Consider the following 22,481-nt stretch of genomic DNA (forward strand, 5'->3'; position numbering starts at 1 on the left):
CTCCTGAACGTATTCCTGTTCCTGAGTTAAATCATGACCAAATACATTGATGAAAATGATGGATGAGATCACATCCGCGGTTTTAAATATTGATGGGGATCACATCGACGGCAAAGTACCGGCAGAAAACGATATAAATAATTTATATATTTTTCAGTCTGTTATGAAGGCTTTGTATTTTGACGCTGAAATTTGGCAGAGAAAAAGTGAGAGGTAGAGCGAATTTTTTCGCCAGAAGTGTATCGCTGGTCACAAATATCGGCGGGTNNTTTGACGCCGCTTACAAAAAAGGCCCGCCTGAGCGAGCCTTTTATTAAAACGCGTGCCGATTACAGGCTGGAAACGTTTTCGGTCAGGTATTTTGCAACGCCTTCCGGAGAGGCGGCCATACCTTCTTTTCCTTTTTCCCACTGCGCCGGGCAGACTTCGCCGTGCTCTTCGTGGAACTGCAGGGCGTCAACCATACGCAGCATTTCGTCGATGTTACGGCCCAGCGGCAGGTCGTTAACCACCTGATGACGAACGATGCCGTTGGCGTCGATCAGGAAGGAGCCGCGCAGCGCTACGCCTTCGTCCGGATGCTCAATACCGTAAGCTTTCTGGATTTCACGTTTGATGTCAGCAACCATCGCGTATTTAACCGGGCCGATACCGCCCTGGTCTACCGGGGTGTTACGCCATGCGTTGTGCACGAACTCGGAGTCGAAGGAAACGCCAACCACTTCCACGCCGCGTTTCTGGAATTCTTCGTAACGTTTGTCGAACGCGATCAGCTCAGACGGGCACACGAAGGTGAAGTCCATCGGCCAGAAGAACAGAACGGTAGGTTTACCGTTGGTGTGCTGTTTGAAATTGAATTTCTCAACGATCTCACCATTACCCAGCACAGCGGCTGCAGTAAAATCCGGCGCTTGACGAGTGACCAGAACCATTTGATTCTCCTGTAATTACTAAGGTTATTTGGAACGCAACGCGGGCAAGTATAGAGCCTGCCCGGCAATAACACAAAGAGGCGCTAACAATCGTTCAGCCAGCTTTTACCTATCAATGACGTGGCTATTACAGCTGTTTGTTTTCTGCCAGGCGCATCATCTGCGGATAAAAGCGCCAGAACTGCGTCTCCAGACGGTCGTAATGGGTATCCAGATCCTGCCAGGAGTCGCGTAGCGCCTCGAGACGTGGACGGCGGCTGGCCATGCCGTTCAGCACGCGCTGAATAAAATCCATTTCCCGATAGCGCTCCAGCCAGCGCTCCGACCACAGATATTGATTGAGATTGACGAAGCGGGGCGGCGAGTCGGGCAGGATGGGGACGATCTGCCGCTCGGCGTAGCGTACGAACTCGTCCAGCGGCAGGTCAGGGGAGAGCTGCGCCCAGTGCTGGGACAGGAAATGATCCCACATGACGTCGAGGGTGATGGGGGCGACGCGGCGGGTCTGCGGGCGAAACCACTCCCGCGCCTCTTTGACTTCCGCCAGGTTGTCAGTCATCACGTCAATCCGCCGATGCATAAAGATGCCGTCGATGATCTCCGCCGGATAGTCGCCCTGCGGGTTGCCGCGCACGAAGTCGGCCATCAGGTTGCCGGGCAACGAACTGTCGGCGAGATGGGCCAGGTGCAGGTGGGCGAGAAAATTCATAAAACGACATCCTTTAAATACGAGCGGGCAGGTGGAAACACCGATGTTGCGCTGAACGCCGCCTTGGTGGCCGAATGGCATGCTGTCTGGCCGCGCGCGGCACCTTTGCCACCGGTAAGGCATTCGGTTGCCGCATGGCGGCATTCGGAATGATTTGGAATATAGATTATGTCATTCATCCGGAGGGGTAAAGGTTGCAGCCGGACCGCCCCGGCACTAGACTACCCGCCTCTTTATTCAGTCTGAGTTACCGTCATGCGCGTTACCGATTTTGCTTTTGAACTACCCGAATCTCTGATCGCCCACTATCCGATGCCTGAGCGCAGTAGCTGTCGCTTGCTCTCCCTGGACGGGCCGACGGGCGCGCTGACGCATGGCACCTTCACCGACATTCTCGATAAGCTTAATCCAGGCGATCTGCTGGTGTTTAACAACACCCGGGTGATCCCGGCGCGTCTGTTCGGTCGTAAGGCCAGTGGCGGCAAGATTGAAGTGCTGGTGGAGAGGATGCTGGATGATAAGCGCATTCTGGCCCATATTCGCGCCTCGAAAGCGCCGAAACCGGGCGCCGAACTGCTGCTGGGCGATGACGAAAGTATTAAGGCCACGATGCTGGCGCGCCACGGCGCGCTGTTTGAAGTGGAGTTTAACGACGAGCGCCCGGTGCTGGAGATCCTTAACGGGATCGGCCATATGCCGCTGCCGCCCTATATTGACCGCCCGGACGAAGACGCCGACCGCGAGCTCTATCAAACCGTCTATGGCACCAGGCCGGGCGCGGTAGCCGCCCCGACCGCCGGTTTGCATTTCGACGAACCGCTGCTGGACAAACTGCGCGCCAAAGGCGTTGAGATGGCGTTTGTCACCCTGCATGTGGGCGCGGGCACCTTCCAGCCGGTGCGCGTCGACAGCATTGAAGAGCACACCATGCACTCCGAATATGCCGAAGTGCCGCAGGAGGTGGTCGATGCGGTGCTGGCGGCGAAAGCGCGCGGCAACCGCGTGATCGCGGTGGGCACCACCTCGGTACGTTCGCTGGAGAGCGCGGCGCAGGCGGCGAAAGACGCGCTGATCGCGCCGTTCTTCGACGATACGCAGATTTTCATCTACCCGGGTTATCAGTACCAGGTGATCGATGCGCTGGTGACTAACTTCCATCTCCCTGAATCCACACTGATTATGCTGGTGTCGGCGTTTGCGGGTTATCAGCACACCATGAACGCCTATAAGGTGGCGGTTGAGCAGAAATATCGCTTTTTTAGCTACGGGGATGCGATGTTTATCACGTACAATCCGCAGGCTATTTCTGAGCGTCCCTGAAAAGGCCGGTACGCCGGCTTGTAGACGCCATAACGCATTTTTTAGCTACGGAATCATTCCGTGGCGAGTATGAAAACGTCGGACTGTTTTTCTGACGCAGGAGCAAGCATGAAATTTGAACTGGATACCACCGACGGTCGCGCCCGCCGCGGTCGCCTGGTGTTTGAGCGCGGCGTGGTGGAAACACCGGCCTTTATGCCCGTTGGCACCTACGGCACCGTCAAAGGGATGACGCCGGAAGAGGTGGAAGCCACCGGCGCGCAGATTATTCTCGGCAACACCTTCCACCTGTGGCTGCGCCCGGGTCAGGAGATCATGAAGCTGCACGGCGATCTGCACGATTTTATGCAGTGGAAAGGACCGATCCTGACCGACTCCGGCGGTTTCCAGGTGTTCAGCCTTGGCGATATCCGTAAGATCACCGAGCAGGGCGTCCACTTCCGCAATCCGATCAACGGCGATCCGATTTTCCTCGATCCGGAAAAATCAATGGAGATTCAGTACGATCTCGGCTCTGACATCGTGATGATCTTCGACGAATGTACGCCGTACCCGGCGGACTGGGATTACGCCAAGCGCTCAATGGAGATGTCTCTGCGTTGGGCGAAGCGCAGCCGCGACCGTTTCGATAGCCTTGGCAATAAAAATGCGCTGTTCGGCATTATTCAGGGTAGCGTTTACGAAGATTTACGCGATATCTCGGTGAAAGGTCTGGTAGAGATTGGCTTTGATGGCTACGCTGTCGGCGGTTTGGCGGTTGGTGAGCCAAAGGAAGACATGCACCGTATTCTGGAGCACGTCTGCCCGCAGATCCCAGCCGATAAACCACGATACCTGATGGGCGTCGGGAAGCCGGAAGATCTGGTGGAAGGGGTACGTCGCGGTATCGATATGTTCGACTGCGTCATGCCGACGCGCAACGCGCGTAACGGCCACCTGTTCGTCACCGACGGCGTGGTGAAAATCCGCAACGCGAAGCACAAAAGCGATACCGCGCCGCTGGACGCCGAGTGTGATTGCTATACATGTCGCAATTATTCACGCGCTTACTTGCATCACCTCGACCGTTGCAACGAAATATTGGGCGCGCGTCTCAATACCATTCATAACCTGCGCTACTATCAGCGTTTAATGGCTGGTTTACGCAAGGCTATCGAAGAGGGTAAATTAGAGAGCTTCGTGACCGATTTTTACCAACGTCAGGGGCGCACCGTGCCTCCTTTGAACGTTGATTAATTTTAATAATGAGGGAATTTCAATGAGCTTTTTTATTTCTGATGCGGTAGCGGCAACGGGTGCACCGGCGCAGGGCAGCCCGATGTCTCTGATTCTGATGCTGGTGGTGTTCGGTCTGATTTTTTACTTCATGATCCTGCGTCCACAGCAGAAGCGCACCAAGGAACATAAGAACCTGATGAACTCCATCGCCAAAGGTGATGAAGTGCTGACCAACGGCGGTCTGGTCGGTCGCGTGACCAAAGTGGCGGAAACTGGCTACATTGCTATCGCGCTGAACGATACCACTGAAGTGGTTATCAAACGTGACTTCGTTGCTGCCGTTCTGCCGAAAGGCACCATGAAGGCGCTGTAATCTAACTTTTCCCAAAGGGAACTGCCGTGTTAAACCGTTATCCTTTGTGGAAGTACGTCATGCTGGTCGTCGTCATTGTCGTCGGCCTGATCTATGCGCTTCCCAACCTGTATGGTGAGGATCCGGCTGTTCAAATCACTGGCGCGCGCGGCGTCGCCGCCAGTGAGCAAACGCTGATCCAGGTCCAGAAAACTTTACAAGAAGAAAAAATAACCGCGAAGTCTGTGGCACTGGAAGAGGGCGCTATTCTTGCGCGCTTCGACACCACTGATACCCAGCTGCGCGCGCGCGAAGCGCTGCTTAACGTGCTGGGTGACAAATACGTCGTGGCGCTGAACCTTGCTCCGGCAACCCCACGCTGGCTGGCGGCGCTCTATGCCGAGCCGATGAAGCTGGGTCTTGATCTGCGCGGCGGCGTGCACTTCCTGATGGAAGTCGACATGGACACCGCGTTAGGCAAACTGCAGGAACAGAACATCGATAGCCTGCGCAGCGAGCTGCGCGACAAAGGCATTCCTTACGCGACCGTGCGTAAAGAAGACAACTACGGTCTGAGCATCGTCTTCCGCGACAGCGCGGCGCGCGACCAGGCTATCTCTTATCTCAGCCCTCGCCATCGCGATCTGGTTATTTCCTCTCAGGGTGACAACAGCCTGAAAGCGGTGATGACCGATGAGCGCCTGAAAGAAGCCCGTGAGTACGCGGTTCAGCAGAACATTAATATCCTGCGTAACCGTGTGAACCAGCTGGGCGTCGCCGAGCCGCTGGTTCAGCGTCAGGGCGCTGACCGCATCGTGGTTGAGCTGCCGGGTATCCAGGATACCGCGCGTGCGAAGGAAATCCTTGGCGCGACCGCGACCCTCGAGTTCCGTCTGGTCAATACTAACGTGGACCAGTCCGCCGCCGCCTCTGGCCGCGTGCCGGGCGACTCGGAAGTGAAAGAGACGCGTGAAGGCCAGCCGGTAGTGCTGTACAAGCGGGTGATCCTGACCGGGGACCATATCACCGACTCGACCTCCAGCATGGATGAGTACAACCAGCCGCAGGTCAACATCTCGCTGGACAGCGCGGGCGGTAACATCATGTCTAACTTCACTAAGGACAACATCGGCAAGCCGATGGCGACCCTGTTCGTGGAGTATAAAGACAGCGGTAAGAAAGACGCTAACGGTCGCGCTATCCTGGCGAAAGAGGAAGAGGTGATTAACATCGCCAACATCCAGTCGCGTCTGGGTAACAGCTTCCGTATCACCGGTATCAGCAATCCGAACGAAGCGCGTCAGCTGTCGCTGCTGCTGCGTGCCGGCGCGCTGATTGCGCCGATTCAGATCGTCGAAGAGCGGACTATCGGCCCAACCCTGGGAATGCAGAACATCAAGCAGGGTCTGGAAGCCTGTCTGGCCGGTCTGGTGGTCTCTATCCTGTTCATGATCCTCTTCTATAAGAAGTTCGGCCTGATTGCGACCTCGGCGCTGATTGCCAACCTGATACTGATTGTCGGCATTATGTCCCTGATCCCGGGGGCGACGCTGACCATGCCGGGCATCGCGGGTATCGTGTTAACCCTGGCGGTGGCGGTCGATGCTAACGTTCTGATCAACGAGCGTATCAAAGAAGAGCTGAGCAACGGGCGTACCGTTCAGCAGGCGATTGACGAAGGTTATCGCGGCGCGTTCAGCTCGATCTTCGACGCCAACGTGACGACGCTTATCAAAGTGATCATCCTGTACGCGGTCGGTACCGGTGCCATTAAAGGGTTTGCGATTACCACCGGTATCGGTATCGCGACCTCAATGTTTACCGCTATCGTCGGCACCCGTGCCATCGTGAACCTGCTGTACGGCGGCAAGCGCGTTAAAAAGCTGTCTATCTGAGGAGTGCGTTGTGGCACAGGAATATACTGTTGAACAATTGAACCACGGCCGTAAAGTCTGGGACTTTATGCGCTGGGACTACTGGGCCTTCGGCATTTCAGGTTTTCTGCTGATTGTGTCGATCGCCATCATCGGCGTTCGCGGGTTTAACTGGGGGCTCGATTTCACCGGCGGTACGGTGATTGAAATTACCCTTGAGAAACCGGTCGATCTGGACCAGATGCGCGATTCCCTGCAGAAAGCGGGCTTTGAAGAGCCGCAGGTGCAGAACTTTGGCAGCAGCCGCGACATCATGGTACGTATGCCGCCGGTGCATGACGCCAACGGCAGCCAGGAGCTGGGCAGCAAGGTCGTGACGGTGATTAACGAATCGACCAGCCAGAATGCGGCAGTGAAGCGTATTGAGTTTGTCGGCCCGAGCGTCGGGGCGGACCTCGCGCAAACCGGCGCCCTGGCGCTGATTGCGGCGCTGGTCTGTATCCTGATCTACGTCGGCTTCCGCTTCGAATGGCGTCTGGCCGCCGGGGTGGTTATCGCCCTGGCGCACGACGTGGTGATCACCATGGGCGTGCTGTCGCTGTTCCATATCGAGATCGACCTGACCATCGTGGCCTCGTTGATGTCGGTTATCGGCTACTCGCTGAACGACAGTATCGTGGTATCGGACCGTATCCGTGAAAACTTCCGTAAGATCCGCCGCGGTACGCCGTATGAGATCTTTAACGTGTCGTTGACCCAGACGCTGCACCGTACCTTGATCACCTCTGGTACCACTTTGATGGTGATCCTGATGCTGTTCCTGTTCGGCGGCCCGATTCTGGAAGGCTTCTCGCTGACCATGCTGATCGGTGTTTCCATCGGTACGGCTTCCTCTATCTACGTCGCCTCCGCGCTGGCGTTGAAGCTGGGCATGAAGCGCGAGCATCTGATCCAGCAGAAGGTTGAGAAAGAAGGGGCGGATCAGCCGTCTATTCTGCCGTAATCCGGTTCAGTTGAGATAAAGCTATCCCGGCCCTTGCGGCCGGGATTTTTTTGCCCGCGACAAAACCTGCTGACAGTATGCTGTCAGGAGCCCTCCCATACACTGCCTCTGAACTCACTAACGAGCAGGAGGAAGTATGAACAACGTGATTAACTGGTTTGAAATTCCGGTCGCCGATATGGATCGCGCCGTCGCGTTTTATGAGCCGGTGATGCAAGTGTCGCTGCGTCGCGAAACCATGGACTGCGCCGAGCTGGCGGTGTTCCCGCATCAGGATCCGGCCCCCGGCGGCGCGCTGGCCAAATTTGAAGGTATCGCGCCCTCGGCGCAGGGCGCTATTATTTATCTGCATACTGATCATCTTGCCGCCACGCTGGAGCGCGTTGCCTCGGCGGGTGGGGCCTGTGTCTTCGGCCCGCTGACGCTGCCGAATGATATTGGCACCATCGCCCTGTTTACCGACAGCGAGGGCAACCGCGTCGGCCTGCACCAGCCGGCTTAACCTTAACTTTTGTGAAGTGAGACATGACCCGACGCGCCGACCGTTTATTTCAGATTGTGCAGATCCTGCGCGGCAGGCGGCTCACTACCGCCGCGCTGCTGGCGGAGCGGTTGGGCGTGTCGGAGCGTACCGTCTATCGCGATATTCGCGATCTCTCCCTCTCCGGCGTACCGGTGGAGGGCGAAGCGGGCAGCGGCTACCGGCTGCTGGCGGGCTACGATCTGCCGCCGCTGATGCTGACCACCAAAGAGTCCGAGGCGCTGATCGCTGCGATTCGGCTGCTGAAAACCTGGGGCGGTGAGGCGCTGTCGCAGTCGCTGGAGTCCGCCCAGGAGAAGATGCTGGCGATCCTGCCGGAGGCGCGTCGGCGCCAGGCGGAGCAGACTCGCCTGTTTGCCCCTGACCTTGGCGCGCATCGCTATGCTAAAACCCATTTTGACGTTATCCATCAGGCCGTATCCAATCAGCAGGTATTAAAGCTTCACTACCAGGATGAATCCGGTCAGGTGACGTGGCGTGAAGTGCTGCCGCTGGGGCTGTTTTTCTGGGGCGAACGCTGGCTGCTGGTGGCCTGGTGCGAACTGCGCAATGATTACCGCAATTTTCGCCTCGATCGTTGCCTGGAGGTCAGAAGGACCGAACGTCGATTCAGCGAGTGCGCCGACCGCTCGTTAAGCGATTTTCTGCGCAAGGTCCGGTGCGAGGTGCGGGAGAAATAAAAAAGCCCGGGCAGCAGGAGCTGCGGCCCGGGCGCTGTCTTGCTGTATCAGCAATCAGAAGTTGTAGCCGACCACGAAGTAACCACCCCAGCCGGTCGAGCGAACGCTGAACGGACCATCGCCGAAGTTCAGCTTCGCATCATCAGCCCACTGGCCGCCGTTATGGAAGTAACGGGCGACGATAGAGTAGTGCCAGTGCGCGTAGTTCAGCGCCAGGATGTGGCTGGAGGCGATAGAGTTGCTGGTGCGCGCGTGCTTCCCGTTCAGATCGTAGAAGTTGTCATCGCCGAGGTCAGAACCCCAGTCGAAGTTGGTGAAGCCGATGTAGCTCAGCGAACCGCCCCACAGGTCGGTCAGCGGCACAAAGTATTTCACTTTGAAGCGATAGCCGTCCCATTCGTTTTCGTTGGAGGCGCCGTAGTTCTGCCACTGGTACTTGGCGTAGACGTTCAGCGACAGGCTCATTGGCAGGCCGGTATCGATATCGGTACCCAGACCCATATACCAGGTGCTCTGCTCCTGGGAGTCGTTGCGGCCCATATCGTAGATATAGTTGTTGGCGAAATACCATTCTTTGAACGGCCCGAAGCTCAGGTCGGTATTGGTCAGCTTATCGATAGAGAAACGCGGTTCGATCTCCATAAACAGCGGGGAACCTTTGTTCCAGATACCTTTTGCCGTGCTGTTGCCGCCGAAGAATACCGGGGCATCAATATAGCCGTAGAAATCAAACCAGTCTTTTTTGGCGAACGCTTCGTATTCCAGGTAGGTATCGTTACGGATCTGCGGTCCAAAACGGGTGTGGTAGCTGCCCACCACGTTAACACTCTGGTGCCACCAGTCAGACAGATACTGCGGTTTGTCGTTTTCTGCCGCGCCCGCGGCAAAAGTAGTGGAGAGCGCCACAACCGCACCCGCTGCCAGTAATGTTTTTTTCATAGTAATGCCACTGTTTAAATTGAGCCTGAAGGCGTTAAAAGAAGTGCCGAAGCGTTTCTAAATATTTCGTCTTTCTGTGGGGGTCTATTATAGGAATCATTGCTCACAAAAATACGTGTTGTTTCACATAACCAGAACATGCGTAATCGATTGCGTTCACGATTCTATGCATTTCTTGACAAAATGCTACTGAAAATCGCGCTGCAGAACGATTTCTAATGAACTCTTGGGAAAAGTTGTAAGTGGATAAGAAAGACGGGGCAGGACGTAGCCGGGAGGGGCAGGCCCGGCTGAAGGCTTACTGGGCGGCGGCGGGCTGGATATCATGTACGCGAATAAAACCGACTTTATCTGGCGTTACATTGAGGCGCAACGGGATATCGACATCGCTGGGGGCGAGGGTGCTGGCCGGCGCGCTAATCAGCTGATCCTGAACATTGACTTCCTGATAGCTGTGGGTGGTGCCGGTGATCTGTCCGGAAGCGACGGTGGCGGTAAAGGCCGGCAGCGGATCGTTGGATTCGCCCTGAATGCGTAAGGTCAGGCGTGACCCATCGCCATCCGGGGTAATACTGCCCACCGACATGCACAGGGTGCCGATCTGGCTCTCCAGCCGCGCCGGGGTCTTGGCATCCGGCAGCAGATAGACGCCGCGGGTGGATTTGGCGTTCAGCGCGTTTTGCTGGGTGATTTTGATCGTTTGCTGGTTGAGCTGGGTCATCTCCTGGCTCAGCGTACTCACGCTCTGGTGCATCTGGCGGATTTCGCTTTGCTGGGCGCAGGCGGTCAGGGTGAACAGGCAGCCCGCGATGGCGAGCTTCAGGTAACGTCTTGTCATGGTCAGGATTCCGTTTACAGAGGATGCTTAATGGTAGCCAAACCGGCCTCATCTCCCATAGATCCTTTGTCTCAAAAGCTCTTTCTTTGTAGTCCGGTCACTTCGCGGTAAACTACTCTTCAGTTTAACTACCTGTCAGGACGCGCTATGCATTGCCCTTTCTGTTTCGCCGTGGATACCAAAGTGATCGACTCTCGTCTGGTGGGGGAAGGCTCTTCCGTGCGTCGCCGTCGGCAGTGCCTGGTCTGTAACGAACGCTTTACCACCTTCGAAGTGGCGGAGCTGGTGATGCCGCGGGTGGTGAAGAGTAACGATGTGCGCGAACCCTTCAACGAAGACAAGCTGCGCAGCGGGATGCTGAAAGCGCTGGAGAAACGTCCGGTTAGCGCCGACGACGTGGAAATGGCGGTCAACCATATCAAGACTCATCTGCGCGGCACCGGCGAGCGCGAAGTGGCCAGCAAAATGATCGGCAACCTGGTGATGGAGCAGCTGAAAAAGCTGGATAAAGTCGCCTATATTCGCTTCGCGTCGGTCTATCGCAGCTTCGAAGATATTAAAGAATTCGGCGAAGAGATCGCCCGCTTACAGGACTAAGCCATGCAGGACGAAATGTACATGGCGCGTGCGCTGAAGCTTGCCGCGCGCGGTCGCTTTACTACCCATCCTAACCCTAACGTCGGCTGCGTCATTGTGAAAGACGGCGAGATCGTCGGCGAGGGGTTTCACTATCGCGCCGGCGAGCCGCATGCTGAAGTGCACGCCCTGCGCATGGCTGGCGAAAAGGCGCGCGGCGCCACCGCCTACGTCACTCTTGAGCCCTGCAGCCACCATGGCCGTACGCCGCCATGCTGCGATGCGCTGATTGCCGCCGGCGTCAGCCGCGTGGTCGCCGCGATGCAGGATCCGAACCCGCAGGTGGCGGGGCGCGGTTTGTATCGCCTGCAGCAGGCCGGCATTGAGGTCAGCCATGGGCTGATGATGAACGAAGCGGAAGCGCTGAATAAGGGCTTTCTGAAGCGGATGCGCACCGGTTTTCCCTGGGTGCAGCTGAAGCTGGGTGCCTCGCTGGACGGCCGCACGGCGATGGCCAGCGGCGAAAGCCAGTGGATCACCTCCCCGCAGGCGCGACGCGACGTGCAGCGTCTGCGCGCCCAGAGCCATGCCATCCTGACCAGCAGCGCCACCGTGCTGGCGGACGATCCGGCGCTGACCGTGCGCTGGCAGGAGCTGAGCGCCGATACCCAGGCGCTTTATCCCGAAGAGAATTTGCGCCAGCCGCTGCGCGTCGTCATCGACAGCCAGAACCGCGTCACGCCTGAGCATCGTATTGTGCAGCAGGCGGGGGAAACGCTGTTTGCCCGCCTGCGCGCCGATGAACGGCAGTGGCCGGAAAGCGCCCGCACGCTGCTGGTTCCGGAGCATAACGGCCATCTCGATCTGGTGCTGCTGATGATGCTGCTTGGCAAACAGCAGATCAACAGCGTCTGGGTTGAGGCAGGGGCTACGCTTGCCGGGGCGCTGCTGCAGGCGGGCCTGGTCGACGAGCTTATCGTCTATATTGCGCCTAAACTGTTAGGCAATGCGGCGCGTGGATTATGCGCGCTGCCGGGGCTTGAAGAGCTGAGCCAGGCCCCCCATTTTAAATTCAATGAGATACGTCAGGTTGGCCCGGATGTCTGCCTGCATTTAACCACTGCGTGAGGCTTTCCTGATTATTAGGAAGCAGCGCTCAGAATAATATGATAAAATCCGCCCCCCTTGCGGGGCACATGAACCCGAAGGAAGAGTATGAACATTATTGAAGCTAACGTTGCTACCCCGGACGCTCGCGTCGCCATCACCATTGCGCGTTTCAACAACTTTATCAATGACAGCCTGCTGGAAGGCGCGATTGACGCCCTGAAACGCATTGGTCAGGTAAAAGATGAAAACATCACCGTCGTTTGGGTTCCAGGCGCGTATGAGCTGCCGCTGGCGGCTGGCGCACTGGCGAAAACCGGTAAATATGACGCGGTGATCGCGCTGGGGACGGTGATTCGCGGCGGTACCGCCCACTTTGAATATGTGGCAGGCGGTGCCAGCAATGGCCTGGCGCATGTCGCTCAGGACAGCGAAATCCCGGTAGCCTTTGGTGTTCTGACCACTGAAAGTATTGAACAAGCCATTGAGCGCGCTGGCACCAAAGCCGGTAACAAAGGTGCAGAAGCTGCGCTGACCGCGCTGGAAATGATTAACGTATTGAAAGCCATCAAGGCCTGATTTTTGTAAGGGGAATTCCGTGAAACCTGCTGCTCGTCGCCGCGCCCGTGAGTGTGCCGTTCAGGCGCTCTACTCCTGGCAGTTGTCCCACAACGACATCGCTGATGTCGAATACCAGTTCCTGGCGGAACAGGACGTAAAAGATGTTGATGTTCTGTATTTCCGCGAACTGCTGTCCGGAGTGGCGACTAACAGCGCGTACCTCGACGGCCTGATGAAGCCCTACCTGTCCCGCCAGCTGGAAGAGCTGGGCCAGGTTGAAAAAGCGGTGCTGCGTATCGCGCTGTTTGAGCTGTCCAAACGTGATGACGTACCGTATAAAGTGGCCATCAATGAAGCTATCGAACTGGCGAAAACCTTCGGCGCTGAAGATAGCCATAAGTTCGTTAACGGCGTGCTGGACAAAGCGGCTCCGGTAATTCGTCCCCACAAGAAGTAAACTGCAGGCCGGGTTTTGCGAGGGTCGCCTCGCAGCCCGGCCTTATTTATTATTTTGCTGAGGCATAACGTATGGCATGCGGCGAATTCTCCCTGATTGCCCGTTATTTTGATCGCGTTAAAAGCGCCCGCCTTGATGTTGAAACCGGCATCGGCGATGACTGCGCGCTCCTGCATATTCCCGAGAAAAAAACGCTGGCAATCAGCACCGACACCCTGGTGGCGGGCAATCACTTCTTACCCGATATCGACCCTGCCGACCTCGCTTATAAAGCGCTGGCGGTGAACCTGAGCGACCTCGCGGCAATGGGCGCGGAGCCGGCGTGGCTCACGCTGGCGCTGACCTTGCCGGAGGTGGATGAAGTCTGGCTGGAAGCCTTCAGCGACAGCCTGTTTGTCCAGCTGGACTATTACGATATGCAACTGATTGGCGGCGACACTACCCGTGGCCCGCTCTCCATGACGCTGGGGATCCACGGCTTTGTGCCGCCGGGACGCGCCATGAAACGCGCTGGCGCGAAGCCGGGGGACTGGATCTATGTTACCGGCACTCCGGGAGACAGCGCCGCCGGTCTGGCGGTACTGCAGAATCGTCTAACGGTGGATGAACCGTCTGACGCCGACTACCTGCTGGCTCGTCATCTGCGGCCGATGCCGCGCGTGCTGCAGGGCCAGGCGCTGCGTGACCTGGCGACATCGGCTATCGATCTTTCCGACGGACTGATCTCCGATCTGGGCCATATTCTCAAAGCCAGCGGCTGCGGCGCACGTATCGATCTCGATGCCATGCCGTACTCCGATGCGATGCTGCGCCAGGTTGATTCTGAGCAGGCGCTGCGCTGGGCGCTCGCCGGCGGCGAAGATTACGAGCTGTGCTTTACCGTACCGGAGCTGAACCGCGGGGCGCTGGACGTGGCTCTTGGCCATCTTGGCGCGCGTTTTACCTGTATCGGACAGATTGCGCCGGAGAGCGAAGGGCTGCAGTTTATCCGCGACGGTAAGCCGGTCGCGCTTGATTTAAAGGGATACGATCACTTTGCGTAGTCGAGACGAGGCGCTTAGCCGCCTGAGTATGCGTAATCCGTGGCATCTGCTGGCGACCGGCTTTGGCAGCGGCTTAAGCCCGGTGGTGCCGGGGACGATGGGCTCGCTGGCGGCGATCCCGTTCTGGTATCTGATGACCTTTCTCCCCTGGCAGCTTTACTCGCTGGTGGTGATGATGAGCATCTGTATCGGCGTCTATCTGTGCCATCGCACGGCCAAAGATATGGGCACCCATGACCACGGCAGCATCGTCTGGGACGAGTTCGTCGGGATGTGGATCACACTGATGGCGCTGCCGACCCTGGACTGGCAGTGGGTGGCCGCCGGCTTCGTGATTTTCCGTATCTTCGATATGTGGAAGCCGTGGCCGATTCGCTGGTTTGATCGCAATATCCACGGCGGAATGGGGATTATGGTCGACGACATCGTCGCCGGCGTGATCTCCGCCGGCGTGCTGTATGTCATTGGCCATCACTGGCCCATCGGTCTGCTTTAACCGCCTCTCCCCGGCAACGCTACGCTGCCGGGGAAACCACGCCCGTCACTTAAATCCCACCACCGGATGCGGCTGATACGGCGCCTCCAGCTTGTCGATCTGTTCCGGGGAGAGCGTCAAATCCACCGCCTGCAGCAGATCATCGAGCTGTTCCTGACGCGACGGGCCGATAATCGGCGCGGCGACGCCGGGTTTGCTTAACAGCCAGGCGAGAGCGACCTGGGCGCGGCTGGCGTCGAGCTCTTCCGCCACGTCCGCGAGATTCCCGGCGATCTGCGCATCGTTTTCTTCACTGGTGCTGTACAGCGATTTGCCGAACTCATCTGAGACCAGCCGGGCGGTGGTCTCACCCCAGGGGCGGGTTAGCCTGCCGCGCGCCAGCGGACTCCACGGGATCACCGCTACGCCGTTACGTTGGCACAGGGGCAGCATCTCATTCTCTTCTTCCCGGTAAATCAGGTTATAGTGATCCTGCATGGTAACGAAGCGCGCCCAGCCGTTCTGCTGCTGGAGCGCCAGCGCCTGGGCAAACTGTCGGGCATGCATGGACGAGGCGCCGATATAGCGCGCTTTGCCGGCTTTCACCACCTCGTCCAGCGCTTCGAGCGTCTCTTCAATCGGGGTGGTATAGTCCCAGCGGTGGATCTGCAGCAGGTCGACATAGTCCATCCCGAGACGGCGCAGGCTGTCGTCGATGGAGCGCAGGATCTGCGCCCGGGAAAGTCCTTCCGCCAGATCGCCGACCTGGTGATACACCTTGGTGGCGACAACCACCTCGTCACGGCGGGCAAAGTCGCGCAGGGCGCGGCCAACGATCTCTTCGCTGCTGCCGTCGGAGTAGCTATTTGCGGTATCGAAGAAGTTGATGCCGCCTTCAATGGCGTGCTGGATAAGCGGGCGGCTGCTCTCTTCCGGAAGCGTCCAGGCGTGTCTGCCGCGGTCCGGCTCGCCGAAGGTCATGCAGCCGAGGCAGAGTCGGGAAACACGTAAGGCAGTATCACCGAGGGGGATATAGTGCATAGTGCGCTCCTGCTATTCATCAAGGGTATCCCTTAAGCATAGCAGGAGCGGAAGGGGCAATTATGCCAGCCAGTCGCGGATTTTGGCTTCAATACCGGCGGCATCAAGGCCGAGGTCGGCGCGGATCTCTTCCTGAGTGCCCTGAGGAATAAAATAATCCGGCAGGCCAATATTGAGCACCGGTACCGCCCGGCGGTGGGCCATCAGCACTTCGTTCACGCCGCTGCCGGCGCCGCCCATGATGGCGTTCTCTTCCAGCGTCACCAGCGCGTCGTGCTCGCCGGCCAGCTGGAGGATCAGCGCGGTATCCAGCGGCTTCACAAAGCGCATATCCACCAGGGTGGCGTTGAGTTTGTCCGCTACCGCCGCGGCTTCCGGCAGCAGGGTGCCAAAGTTGAGGATCGCTATTTTCTCGCCCTGACGTTTCACCACCCCTTTGCCGATCGGCAGCGATGCCAGCGGCTCGAGCGTCGCGCCGGTGCCGCTACCGCGCGGATAGCGCACCGCGCAGGGGCCGTCGCTGTAGTGGTAGCCGGTGTACAGCATCTGGCGACATTCATTTTCATCGCTCGGGGTCATTACCACCATATCCGGAATACAGCGCAGGAAGGAGAGATCGAACGCTCCCTGATGCGTCTGACCGTCTGCGCCGACGATCCCGGCGCGGTCGATAGCAAATAGCACCGGCAGCTTCTGGATAGCCACATCATGGATCACCTGATCGTAGGCTCGCTGCAGGAAGGTGGAGTAGATCGCCACCACCGGCTTGTAGTCGCCAATCGCCAGCCCGGCGGCGAAGGTGACCGCATGCTGCTCGGCAATGGCGACGTCAAAGTACCGATCGGGGAATTTCTTCGAAAACTCCACCATCCCTGAACCTTCGCGCATCGCCGGCGTGATCGCCATCAGCTTGCTGTCTTTGGCCGCCGTTTCACACAGCCAGTCGCCGAAGATTTTCGAGTAGGAAGGGAGGCCGCCGCTGCTTTTGGGCAGTACGCCGCTGGTATGGTCGAATTTTGGCACCGCATGGAAGGTGATCGGGTCTTTCTCGGCGGGCTCATAGCCGCGGCCTTTTTTGGTCATAATATGCAGGAACTGCGGGCCTTTCAGGTCGCGCATGTTCTTCAGCGTGCTGACCAGACCGAGCACGTCATGGCCATCCACCGGGCCAATGTAGTTAAAGCCCAGCTCTTCAAACAGCGTGCCCGGCACCACCATCCCTTTGATATGCTCTTCGGTACGCTTAAGCAGCTCTTTAATCGGCGGCACCCCGGAGAAGACCTTTTTGCCCCCTTCGCGCAGGGTGGAGTAGAGCTTACCGGAGAGCAGCTGCGCCAGATGATTGTTCAGCGCGCCGACGTTCTCGGAAATCGACATTTCATTGTCATTCAGCACCACCAGCAGGTCGGGTTTGATATCCCCGGCGTGGTTCATCGCCTCAAACGCCATGCCGGCGGTGATCGCCCCGTCGCCAATGACGCACACCGCGCGCCGCTGCTTATCCTCTTTCGCGGCGGCGATAGCCACCCCGATACCCGCGGAAATGGAAGTGGAGGAGTGACCGACGCTCAGCACGTCATACTCGCTTTCACCGCGCCACGGGAAGGGATGCAGGCCGCCTTTCTGACGAATGGTGCAGATTTTGTCCCGGCGACCGGTCAGAATTTTATGCGGGTAGGCCTGATGGCCGACGTCCCAGATCAGGCGATCGAACGGCGTGTTATACACGTAGTGCAGCGCCACGGTCAGTTCCACCGTGCCGAGGCCAGAGGCAAAGTGACCGCTGGAACGGCTGACGCTGTCCAGTAGATAGCGCCGCAGCTCATCACATAGCTTCGGCAGGCTCTCTTTTGGCAACAGGCGCAACTCCTGGGTGGAATCTACCAGCGCCAGGGTCGGGTATTTGGCAATATCAAAACTCATCAGAGACTCATTTTTTGTTTATTTATCGCGCTGAATAATGTAATTCGCGAGCGCTTCCAGTGCCGAAGTATCCAGAGATTGTGCGGCCAGCTCATCTAACGACCGGCGGGCATCAGCGATCAGGTCGTGCGCTTTCTTCCGGGCTTGCTCAAGACCCAGGAGGGCGGGATAGGTGCTTTTACCCAATTGCTGGTCGGCACCCTGACGTTTGCCAAGGGTCGCAGTATCCCCTACCACGTCGAGAATGTCATCCTGGACCTGGAAGGCAAGACCGATATTTTCCGCATAGCGATCCAGCGCGGGCAGGGCGGCGCGGCCGCGTTCGCCGGCGCTCAGGGCTCCCATCCGGACGGCGGCGCGGATCAGGGCGCCCGTTTTATGGCGATGGATACGCTCCAGCGCCTGTAAATCAACCTGCTGTCCCTCGGCCTGCAGATCCAGCGCCTGGCCGCCGCACATGCCCGCCACGCCGCTGGCCTGCGCCAGTTCGGAAACCATCGCCAGCCGGTCCCGGTCAGGAACGTCGACCATCGGCGCATCACTAAGTATAGAGAACGCCAGCGTTTGCAGGGCATCTCCCGCAAGAATTGCGTTGGCTTCGCCAAATTTAATATGGCAGGTCGGCAGGCCGCGGCGCAGATCGTCATCATCCATCGCCGGCAAATCATCATGCATCAGGGAGTAGGCATGAATGCATTCGACCGCCGCGGCAGGAGCATCCAGCGTGGTACGGCACACGCCGAACATCTCGCCGGTGGCGTAGACAAGGAAGGGACGCAGGCGTTTACCGCCTAACAATGCGCCATAATGCATCGCTTCCACCAGCGGAGTGTTCTGAAAGGGCTGCGGGGCGATGAAACGGCGCAGCGCTTCGTTTGCCTGTTCCACACAGGCCTGCAATTGTTGCGGGAAATCCATTTATTCAGCGTCCGGCGTAAAAGGCGTGGTCGGGGAATCTTCACTATCCGCCAGCAGGATCTGCACGCGCTGTTCGGCCTTCTGCAGCTGACTTTGCCCCTGGCGCGCCAGCTGTACGCCGCGCTCAAATTCGCTTAGCGCTTCCTCTAACGGCAAATCGCCGCTTTCCAGACGGTTAACGATCTGCTCCAGTTCGCCCAGAGCAGTTTCAAAGCTGGCCGGGGCCTCATTTTTCTTTGGCATAGTGAATGTAGACTCTTGTTATGTCGCGACGGCAATACCGGGTATGGTAACGAAGTCACGCGTGTAAGCAAATAACGCGCAATGGTGATATACTCCGCGCCCAGGATGCAGGCACCGGTGTGCGCTGCTTTACAACTTTTGCTTATAGCCCCGTCGGGCTTGCCAACGAACTATTGTCGCTATGAAGTTTATCATTAAATTGTTCCCGGAAATCACCATCAAAAGCCAATCTGTGCGGTTGCGCTTCATTAAAATCTTAACCGGGAACATTCGTAACGTTCTCAAAAACTATGATGAGACGCTGGCCGTCGTCCGTCATTGGGATCATATCGAAGTTCGCGCGAAAGATGAAAATCAGCGCCCGGCTATTCGCGATGCGCTGACCCGTATCCCCGGCATCCACCATATTCTGGAAGTCGAAGACGTGCCGTTCACCTCGCTGCACGATATTTTCGAGCAGACGCTGCCGCTGTGGCGCGAGGCGCTGGAAGGCAAAACCTTCTGCGTGCGAGTGAAGCGTCGCGGCAAACATGAATTCACCTCAATTGAAGTGGAACGCTACGTCGGCGGCGGTCTGAATCAGCATATTGAAACGGCGCGCGTGAAGCTGACCGACCCGGACGTCACCGTCAATCTCGAGATTGAAAACGATCGCCTGCTGCTGGTGAAAGGCCGCTATGAAGGCATCGGCGGTTTCCCGATCGGCACCCAGGAAGATGTGCTGTCGCTGATCTCCGGCGGCTTTGACTCCGGCGTCTCCAGCTACATGCTGATGCGCCGCGGCTGCCGCGTTCATTACTGCTTCTTTAACCTTGGCGGCGCCGCCCATGAGATTGGCGTCCGCCAGGTTGCGCATTATCTGTGGAACCGCTTCGGCAGCTCACACCGCGTTCGCTTTGTGGCGATTAACTTTGAGCCAGTAGTCGGCGAAATCCTTGAAAAAGTGGACGACGGCCAGATGGGCGTCGTGCTCAAGCGCATGATGGTCCGCGCCGCGTCAAAAGTCGCGGAACGCTATGGCGTGCAGGCGCTGGTCACCGGCGAAGCGCTCGGCCAGGTCTCCAGTCAGACCCTCACTAACCTGCGCCTGATCGATAATGTCTCCGATACTCTGATCCTGCGCCCGCTGATTTCGCACGATAAAGAGCACATCATCGACCTGGCGCGTGAGATCGGCACGGAAGATTTTGCCCGCACCATGCCGGAATATTGCGGCGTGATCTCCAAGAGCCCGACCGTGAAGGCGGTGAAGGCGAAGATTGAAGCGGAAGAAGAACACTTCGATTTCAGCATCCTTGATAAAGTGGTGGAAGAGGCGAGCAATATCGATATCCGCGAGATCGCCCAGCAGACGGAAGAGACGGTGGTGGAAGTGGAAACCGTGACCGGCTTTGGCGCCAATGACGCGATCCTCGACATTCGCTCCATCGACGAGCAGGAAGACAAGCCGCTGAAGGTCGAGGGGGTTGAGGTTGTTTCCCTGCCGTTCTACAAGCTAAGCACCAAATTTGGCGATCTCGATCAGAGCAAAACCTGGCTGCTGTGGTGCGAGCGCGGGGTGATGAGCCGTCTGCAGGCGCTTTATTTGCGCGAGCAGGGCTTCAGCAACGTGAAAGTGTATCGCCCGTAACAGGTTGTTATGATGCAAAAGGCCTTCCCTAATGGAAGGCCTTTTTACTATTGGCAGGGGAGTGTATTAGCGCAGGGTCAGCGCCAGGTCATTGAGCTGATCGATGACAATATTCCAGCCCTCGAAAAATCCCATCTGCTCATGCTGCTCGCGGGTTTCATCATCGGCATGCAGCACCGTAGCCGTATAGCGACACCCGACCTGTTCATCGGCAAAGGTGATGATGGCCGTCATCGCGAAGGGGGAAACGGCGGGGCGATAATCCGCCGTCAGCATCGAGGTCATGACGATTTTTTGTTGCGGGATAACCTCAAGAAAACAGCCGGGGTTATCGCTGCGTTCACCGTCAGGCCCGTGCATCACGGTGTGAAAGGCCCCGCCGGCGCGAAAATCAAAGGCCAGAACCTCGGTTTGCCAGGGCTTAGGGCACCACCAGGTTCGGAGTAATGCCGGGTCGGCCCACGCGCGCCACAGGGCTGGGGCGGGCGCGCTGAGCAGGCGGCTGATTACAAGATCGCGAGAATCGGTTGCGCTCCGGGACATGCTGCGACTCCTCAGGAAAAGGGGAGCCAGCCCGCGGCGCGGACCGGCTATCAGGCTTCGTAGTAATTATAGATGCCAGCGGCCATCACCAGCTGTGAGGCGACCTCATACGCTTTCTCGCGCCCCACCAGCAGATCGATCATTTTCAGGGCGAAATCAATCGAAGTCCCCGGACCCTGGCTGGTTAACAGATTCACCCGCGGATCCCAGACCACTCTTTTATCCTGCCACTGCTCGGAGGGGATATGTTCCTTCAGCGCCGGAAAACCGGTCATGTTGCCGATCGGGAACAGATTATGGGGTACCAGCACGGTCGCCGGGGCGGCGCAGATGGCGGCCACAATGCGCCCAGAGAGATGAAACTGGCGGACGGTTTCCACCAGTAGCGTGCTGTCGCGGAAGCACTCTGCGCCCTTGATACCGCCCGGGAGGACGATGATATCGAAATCACCATCGGCCACCTCGACCAGCGGCGCATCCGCCAGCAGTTTGACGCCGCGCGAACAGACGATGGTCAGGCTGCCGTCGCTGGCGACGCTGGCGGTGGTCACCTTTACTCCGCCGCGGACCAGCAGGTCGATAGTGGTGACCGCTTCGGTCTCTTCGCTACCAGGGGCGAGGCAAATCAGTGCCGACGCGCTCATATTCATTCTCCTTACGCTTGATCAATTCAAATAAGCGGGCGTTTTCCGGTACGGCGACGCCGTGGGCGCGGGCGCGGTTGAGCAGAAAACCGGTGATGTAGTCGATCTCTGTATGCCGCTGGGCGCGAACGTCCTGCAGCATGGAAGAGATATTTTCTGCCGTACTTTCAATTACCTGTTCGACATAAAATAGCAGGTTTTCCGCCGAGGTATGAATACCTTCGCGCTCCATCACCGCCGCCACCTCGCGACAAATGGCCGCAACTTCCTGCGTATAGTCGCGCAGATCGCCGTTTTTACACCCTTTGAGCGCGGTCAGAGGGTTAATCACGCAGTTAACCGCCAGCTTGCGCCAGATGGCCGAGTGGATATTGTTATGCCAGGCGACATCCGGCAGCACGCTCTGCAGAACTTCTGCGAGATAGCTGTAGTCCCCCTCGTAGCTTTTTGCCGGTCCGATATGCGTGGTGCCCTGGGCAACGTGGATGATGACATTCCCATCGCGCCGCGCCGCCTGGGTCGTGGAGGCCAGCAGCAATGGCTGTTTCACGCCGCGCAGCTCCTCGACGGTGCCCATGCCGTTATGAATCAGCACAATTGGCGTGGTGTCCGACAGGATCCCAGCCAGGTGCTTTACCGCATTCGACACCTGCCAGGCCTTTAAGGTGACGATCAGCAGCTCGCTGCTGGCGAGAAAATCGGGGTCGTTGGCCGTCAGCGATTCGTTGAACACTGAGCCATCGGTTTCAATGACGTTGACGCTACAGAATGGCTGCGGTACGCGCAGCCAGCCCTGGACTTCATGTCCCTGTTTGTACAACGCGGTCAGCCATAGTTGTCCCAGCGCACCGCATCCCAGTACGGTTACTTTCATTGTTCCTCCTCATCTGCCGCTATCCCAGGCGCTGATGGCT

Annotated in this window: 27 protein-coding genes; 16 read left to right on the top strand and 11 right to left on the bottom strand. The window is 57.9% G+C overall.

Translation table 11 applies throughout. The annotated features are described in order from the left end of the window. The first annotated feature begins 49 nt into the window (after positions 1-49). Positions 50-217, top strand: coding sequence for a hypothetical protein (locus tag KHQ28_RS24200; RefSeq protein WP_004893917.1), 168 nt, complete (start codon positions 50-52; stop codon positions 215-217). A gap of 112 nt (positions 218-329) precedes the next feature. Here KHQ28_RS24200 and KHQ28_RS24205 read toward each other — a convergent pair whose 3' ends face one another. Then, complete coding sequence (locus tag KHQ28_RS24205; RefSeq protein ID WP_002890386.1) at positions 330-932, bottom strand: peroxiredoxin; 603 nt, start codon at positions 930-932, stop codon at positions 330-332. Between the two features lie 127 nt (positions 933-1,059). Further along, positions 1,060-1,641, bottom strand: a complete 582-nt coding sequence (acpH, locus tag KHQ28_RS24210; RefSeq protein WP_004178734.1) for an ACP phosphodiesterase — start codon at positions 1,639-1,641, stop codon at positions 1,060-1,062. Positions 1,642-1,715: 74 nt separating this feature from the next. Between acpH and KHQ28_RS24215 the strand changes: the two genes are divergently transcribed. The 8 genes from KHQ28_RS24215 (at position 1,716) to KHQ28_RS24250 (ending at position 8,629) form a co-directional block, all read left to right on the top strand. Then, the gene (locus tag KHQ28_RS24215) at positions 1,716-1,832 is read left to right on the top strand and encodes a hypothetical protein (protein WP_004218831.1); all 117 of its coding nucleotides are present in this window, start codon (positions 1,716-1,718) and stop codon (positions 1,830-1,832) included. 64 nt (positions 1,833-1,896) lie between these two features. Further along, positions 1,897-2,961 (top strand): tRNA preQ1(34) S-adenosylmethionine ribosyltransferase-isomerase QueA, encoded by a 1,065-nt coding sequence (gene queA, locus KHQ28_RS24220; RefSeq protein ID WP_002890390.1) that lies wholly within the window; start codon positions 1,897-1,899, stop codon positions 2,959-2,961. Positions 2,962-3,069: 108 nt separating this feature from the next. Further along, the gene (gene tgt / locus KHQ28_RS24225; protein WP_002890395.1) at positions 3,070-4,197 is read left to right on the top strand and encodes a tRNA guanosine(34) transglycosylase Tgt; all 1,128 of its coding nucleotides are present in this window, start codon (positions 3,070-3,072) and stop codon (positions 4,195-4,197) included. Positions 4,198-4,219: 22 nt separating this feature from the next. Then, a complete protein-coding gene (gene yajC, locus KHQ28_RS24230) occupies positions 4,220-4,552 on the top strand; it encodes a preprotein translocase subunit YajC (RefSeq protein ID WP_002890398.1) in 333 nt (110 codons plus the stop codon). A gap of 26 nt (positions 4,553-4,578) precedes the next feature. Further along, entirely contained in the window at positions 4,579-6,426 is a 1,848-nt protein-coding gene (gene secD / locus KHQ28_RS24235) for a protein translocase subunit SecD (RefSeq protein ID WP_032419354.1), read from the top strand. 10 nt (positions 6,427-6,436) lie between these two features. Then, positions 6,437-7,408 (top strand): protein translocase subunit SecF, encoded by a 972-nt coding sequence (secF, locus tag KHQ28_RS24240; protein WP_002890403.1) that lies wholly within the window; start codon positions 6,437-6,439, stop codon positions 7,406-7,408. A 136-nt stretch (positions 7,409-7,544) separates the two neighbouring features. Beyond that, positions 7,545-7,910 carry a VOC family protein gene (locus KHQ28_RS24245; protein WP_002890404.1) on the top strand — a complete coding sequence of 122 codons (366 nt, stop codon included), beginning with the start codon at positions 7,545-7,547 and terminating at the stop codon, positions 7,908-7,910. 23 nt (positions 7,911-7,933) lie between these two features. Next, positions 7,934-8,629, top strand: coding sequence for a YafY family protein (locus KHQ28_RS24250; protein ID WP_032419353.1), 696 nt, complete (start codon positions 7,934-7,936; stop codon positions 8,627-8,629). Between the two features lie 54 nt (positions 8,630-8,683). On the opposite strand, the gene KHQ28_RS24255 is transcribed toward KHQ28_RS24250, so the two are convergent. Together KHQ28_RS24255 and KHQ28_RS24260 are read right to left on the bottom strand one after the other, a co-directional pair. Beyond that, entirely contained in the window at positions 8,684-9,568 is an 885-nt protein-coding gene (locus tag KHQ28_RS24255) for a nucleoside-specific channel-forming protein Tsx (RefSeq protein ID WP_002890412.1), read from the bottom strand. Positions 9,569-9,866: 298 nt separating this feature from the next. Then, entirely contained in the window at positions 9,867-10,406 is a 540-nt protein-coding gene (locus KHQ28_RS24260; RefSeq protein ID WP_032419352.1) for a DUF3251 domain-containing protein, read from the bottom strand. Positions 10,407-10,553: 147 nt separating this feature from the next. Between KHQ28_RS24260 and nrdR the strand changes: the two genes are divergently transcribed. From nrdR to pgpA, 6 genes are all read left to right on the top strand, one after another. Then, positions 10,554-11,003 carry a transcriptional regulator NrdR gene (gene nrdR / locus KHQ28_RS24265; RefSeq protein WP_002890417.1) on the top strand — a complete coding sequence of 150 codons (450 nt, stop codon included), beginning with the start codon at positions 10,554-10,556 and terminating at the stop codon, positions 11,001-11,003. 3 nt (positions 11,004-11,006) lie between these two features. After that, positions 11,007-12,110: a bifunctional diaminohydroxyphosphoribosylaminopyrimidine deaminase/5-amino-6-(5-phosphoribosylamino)uracil reductase RibD gene (gene ribD / locus KHQ28_RS24270; protein WP_004144650.1), complete on the top strand. Its 1,104-nt coding sequence runs from the start codon at positions 11,007-11,009 to the stop codon at positions 12,108-12,110. 87 nt (positions 12,111-12,197) lie between these two features. Next, positions 12,198-12,668, top strand: a complete 471-nt coding sequence (gene ribE, locus KHQ28_RS24275; protein ID WP_001021161.1) for a 6,7-dimethyl-8-ribityllumazine synthase — start codon at positions 12,198-12,200, stop codon at positions 12,666-12,668. Positions 12,669-12,687: 19 nt separating this feature from the next. Then, a complete protein-coding gene (nusB, locus tag KHQ28_RS24280) occupies positions 12,688-13,107 on the top strand; it encodes a transcription antitermination factor NusB (protein ID WP_002891356.1) in 420 nt (139 codons plus the stop codon). A 71-nt stretch (positions 13,108-13,178) separates the two neighbouring features. Beyond that, positions 13,179-14,150: a thiamine-phosphate kinase gene (thiL, locus tag KHQ28_RS24285; RefSeq protein ID WP_004178737.1), complete on the top strand. Its 972-nt coding sequence runs from the start codon at positions 13,179-13,181 to the stop codon at positions 14,148-14,150. Then, entirely contained in the window at positions 14,143-14,646 is a 504-nt protein-coding gene (pgpA, locus tag KHQ28_RS24290; RefSeq protein ID WP_004177266.1) for a phosphatidylglycerophosphatase A, read from the top strand. The genes thiL and pgpA overlap by 8 nt, the downstream gene beginning before the upstream one ends. Before the next feature lie 45 nt (positions 14,647-14,691). Here the strand turns inward: pgpA and KHQ28_RS24295 are convergent, their stop codons facing one another. The 4 genes from KHQ28_RS24295 to xseB are packed head-to-tail and all read right to left on the bottom strand — an operon-like array spanning position 14,692 to position 18,750. Continuing rightward, positions 14,692-15,666 carry an aldo/keto reductase gene (locus tag KHQ28_RS24295; RefSeq protein WP_004893898.1) on the bottom strand — a complete coding sequence of 325 codons (975 nt, stop codon included), beginning with the start codon at positions 15,664-15,666 and terminating at the stop codon, positions 14,692-14,694. 60 nt (positions 15,667-15,726) lie between these two features. Continuing rightward, positions 15,727-17,589, bottom strand: a complete 1,863-nt coding sequence (gene dxs / locus KHQ28_RS24300) for a 1-deoxy-D-xylulose-5-phosphate synthase (RefSeq protein ID WP_032419351.1) — start codon at positions 17,587-17,589, stop codon at positions 15,727-15,729. Between the two features lie 18 nt (positions 17,590-17,607). Next, a complete protein-coding gene (gene ispA / locus KHQ28_RS24305) occupies positions 17,608-18,507 on the bottom strand; it encodes a (2E,6E)-farnesyl diphosphate synthase (RefSeq protein ID WP_004144656.1) in 900 nt (299 codons plus the stop codon). Then, a complete protein-coding gene (gene xseB, locus KHQ28_RS24310; protein ID WP_002891398.1) occupies positions 18,508-18,750 on the bottom strand; it encodes an exodeoxyribonuclease VII small subunit in 243 nt (80 codons plus the stop codon). Positions 18,751-18,931: 181 nt separating this feature from the next. Between xseB and thiI the strand changes: the two genes are divergently transcribed. Beyond that, positions 18,932-20,380 (top strand): tRNA uracil 4-sulfurtransferase ThiI, encoded by a 1,449-nt coding sequence (gene thiI, locus KHQ28_RS24315; RefSeq protein ID WP_004151340.1) that lies wholly within the window; start codon positions 18,932-18,934, stop codon positions 20,378-20,380. A 66-nt stretch (positions 20,381-20,446) separates the two neighbouring features. Here the strand turns inward: thiI and KHQ28_RS24320 are convergent, their stop codons facing one another. The 3 genes from KHQ28_RS24320 to panE are packed head-to-tail and all read right to left on the bottom strand — an operon-like array spanning position 20,447 to position 22,441. After that, on the bottom strand, positions 20,447-20,923 hold the full coding sequence (locus tag KHQ28_RS24320; protein WP_002891457.1) for an SRPBCC family protein: 477 nt from the start codon (positions 20,921-20,923) through the stop codon (positions 20,447-20,449). Between the two features lie 50 nt (positions 20,924-20,973). Continuing rightward, entirely contained in the window at positions 20,974-21,567 is a 594-nt protein-coding gene (gene yajL / locus KHQ28_RS24325) for a protein deglycase YajL (protein WP_032419350.1), read from the bottom strand. Further along, the gene (gene panE, locus KHQ28_RS24330; RefSeq protein ID WP_004178742.1) at positions 21,530-22,441 is read right to left on the bottom strand and encodes a 2-dehydropantoate 2-reductase; all 912 of its coding nucleotides are present in this window, start codon (positions 22,439-22,441) and stop codon (positions 21,530-21,532) included. Before panE ends, yajL begins: the two co-directional genes overlap by 38 nt. Positions 22,442-22,481: the final 40 nt, after the last annotated feature.

The sequence above is a fragment of the Klebsiella sp. 28 genome (assembly GCF_018223905.1).
Taxonomy (GTDB): domain Bacteria; phylum Pseudomonadota; class Gammaproteobacteria; order Enterobacterales; family Enterobacteriaceae; genus Klebsiella; species Klebsiella pneumoniae.

Coding starts and splice junctions, on each gene's coding strand:
- KHQ28_RS24215 (WP_004218831.1), top strand. CDS start 1,716: ATGGCATGCTGTCTGGCCGCGCGCGGCACCTTTGCCACCGGTAAGGCA.
- panE (WP_004178742.1), bottom strand. CDS start 22,441: ATGAAAGTAACCGTACTGGGATGCGGTGCGCTGGGACAACTATGGCTG.
- ispA (WP_004144656.1), bottom strand. CDS start 18,507: ATGGATTTCCCGCAACAATTGCAGGCCTGTGTGGAACAGGCAAACGAA.
- acpH (WP_004178734.1), bottom strand. CDS start 1,641: ATGAATTTTCTCGCCCACCTGCACCTGGCCCATCTCGCCGACAGTTCG.
- KHQ28_RS24255 (WP_002890412.1), bottom strand. CDS start 9,568: ATGAAAAAAACATTACTGGCAGCGGGTGCGGTTGTGGCGCTCTCCACT.
- xseB (WP_002891398.1), bottom strand. CDS start 18,750: ATGCCAAAGAAAAATGAGGCCCCGGCCAGCTTTGAAACTGCTCTGGGC.
- thiL (WP_004178737.1), top strand. CDS start 13,179: ATGGCATGCGGCGAATTCTCCCTGATTGCCCGTTATTTTGATCGCGTT.
- dxs (WP_032419351.1), bottom strand. CDS start 17,589: ATGAGTTTTGATATTGCCAAATACCCGACCCTGGCGCTGGTAGATTCC.
- yajC (WP_002890398.1), top strand. CDS start 4,220: ATGAGCTTTTTTATTTCTGATGCGGTAGCGGCAACGGGTGCACCGGCG.
- queA (WP_002890390.1), top strand. CDS start 1,897: ATGCGCGTTACCGATTTTGCTTTTGAACTACCCGAATCTCTGATCGCC.
- tgt (WP_002890395.1), top strand. CDS start 3,070: ATGAAATTTGAACTGGATACCACCGACGGTCGCGCCCGCCGCGGTCGC.
- KHQ28_RS24245 (WP_002890404.1), top strand. CDS start 7,545: ATGAACAACGTGATTAACTGGTTTGAAATTCCGGTCGCCGATATGGAT.
- KHQ28_RS24295 (WP_004893898.1), bottom strand. CDS start 15,666: ATGCACTATATCCCCCTCGGTGATACTGCCTTACGTGTTTCCCGACTC.
- ribD (WP_004144650.1), top strand. CDS start 11,007: ATGCAGGACGAAATGTACATGGCGCGTGCGCTGAAGCTTGCCGCGCGC.
- KHQ28_RS24200 (WP_004893917.1), top strand. CDS start 50: ATGAAAATGATGGATGAGATCACATCCGCGGTTTTAAATATTGATGGG.
- ribE (WP_001021161.1), top strand. CDS start 12,198: ATGAACATTATTGAAGCTAACGTTGCTACCCCGGACGCTCGCGTCGCC.
- KHQ28_RS24205 (WP_002890386.1), bottom strand. CDS start 932: ATGGTTCTGGTCACTCGTCAAGCGCCGGATTTTACTGCAGCCGCTGTG.
- KHQ28_RS24250 (WP_032419353.1), top strand. CDS start 7,934: ATGACCCGACGCGCCGACCGTTTATTTCAGATTGTGCAGATCCTGCGC.
- KHQ28_RS24320 (WP_002891457.1), bottom strand. CDS start 20,923: ATGTCCCGGAGCGCAACCGATTCTCGCGATCTTGTAATCAGCCGCCTG.
- KHQ28_RS24260 (WP_032419352.1), bottom strand. CDS start 10,406: ATGACAAGACGTTACCTGAAGCTCGCCATCGCGGGCTGCCTGTTCACC.
- thiI (WP_004151340.1), top strand. CDS start 18,932: ATGAAGTTTATCATTAAATTGTTCCCGGAAATCACCATCAAAAGCCAA.
- nrdR (WP_002890417.1), top strand. CDS start 10,554: ATGCATTGCCCTTTCTGTTTCGCCGTGGATACCAAAGTGATCGACTCT.
- yajL (WP_032419350.1), bottom strand. CDS start 21,567: ATGAGCGCGTCGGCACTGATTTGCCTCGCCCCTGGTAGCGAAGAGACC.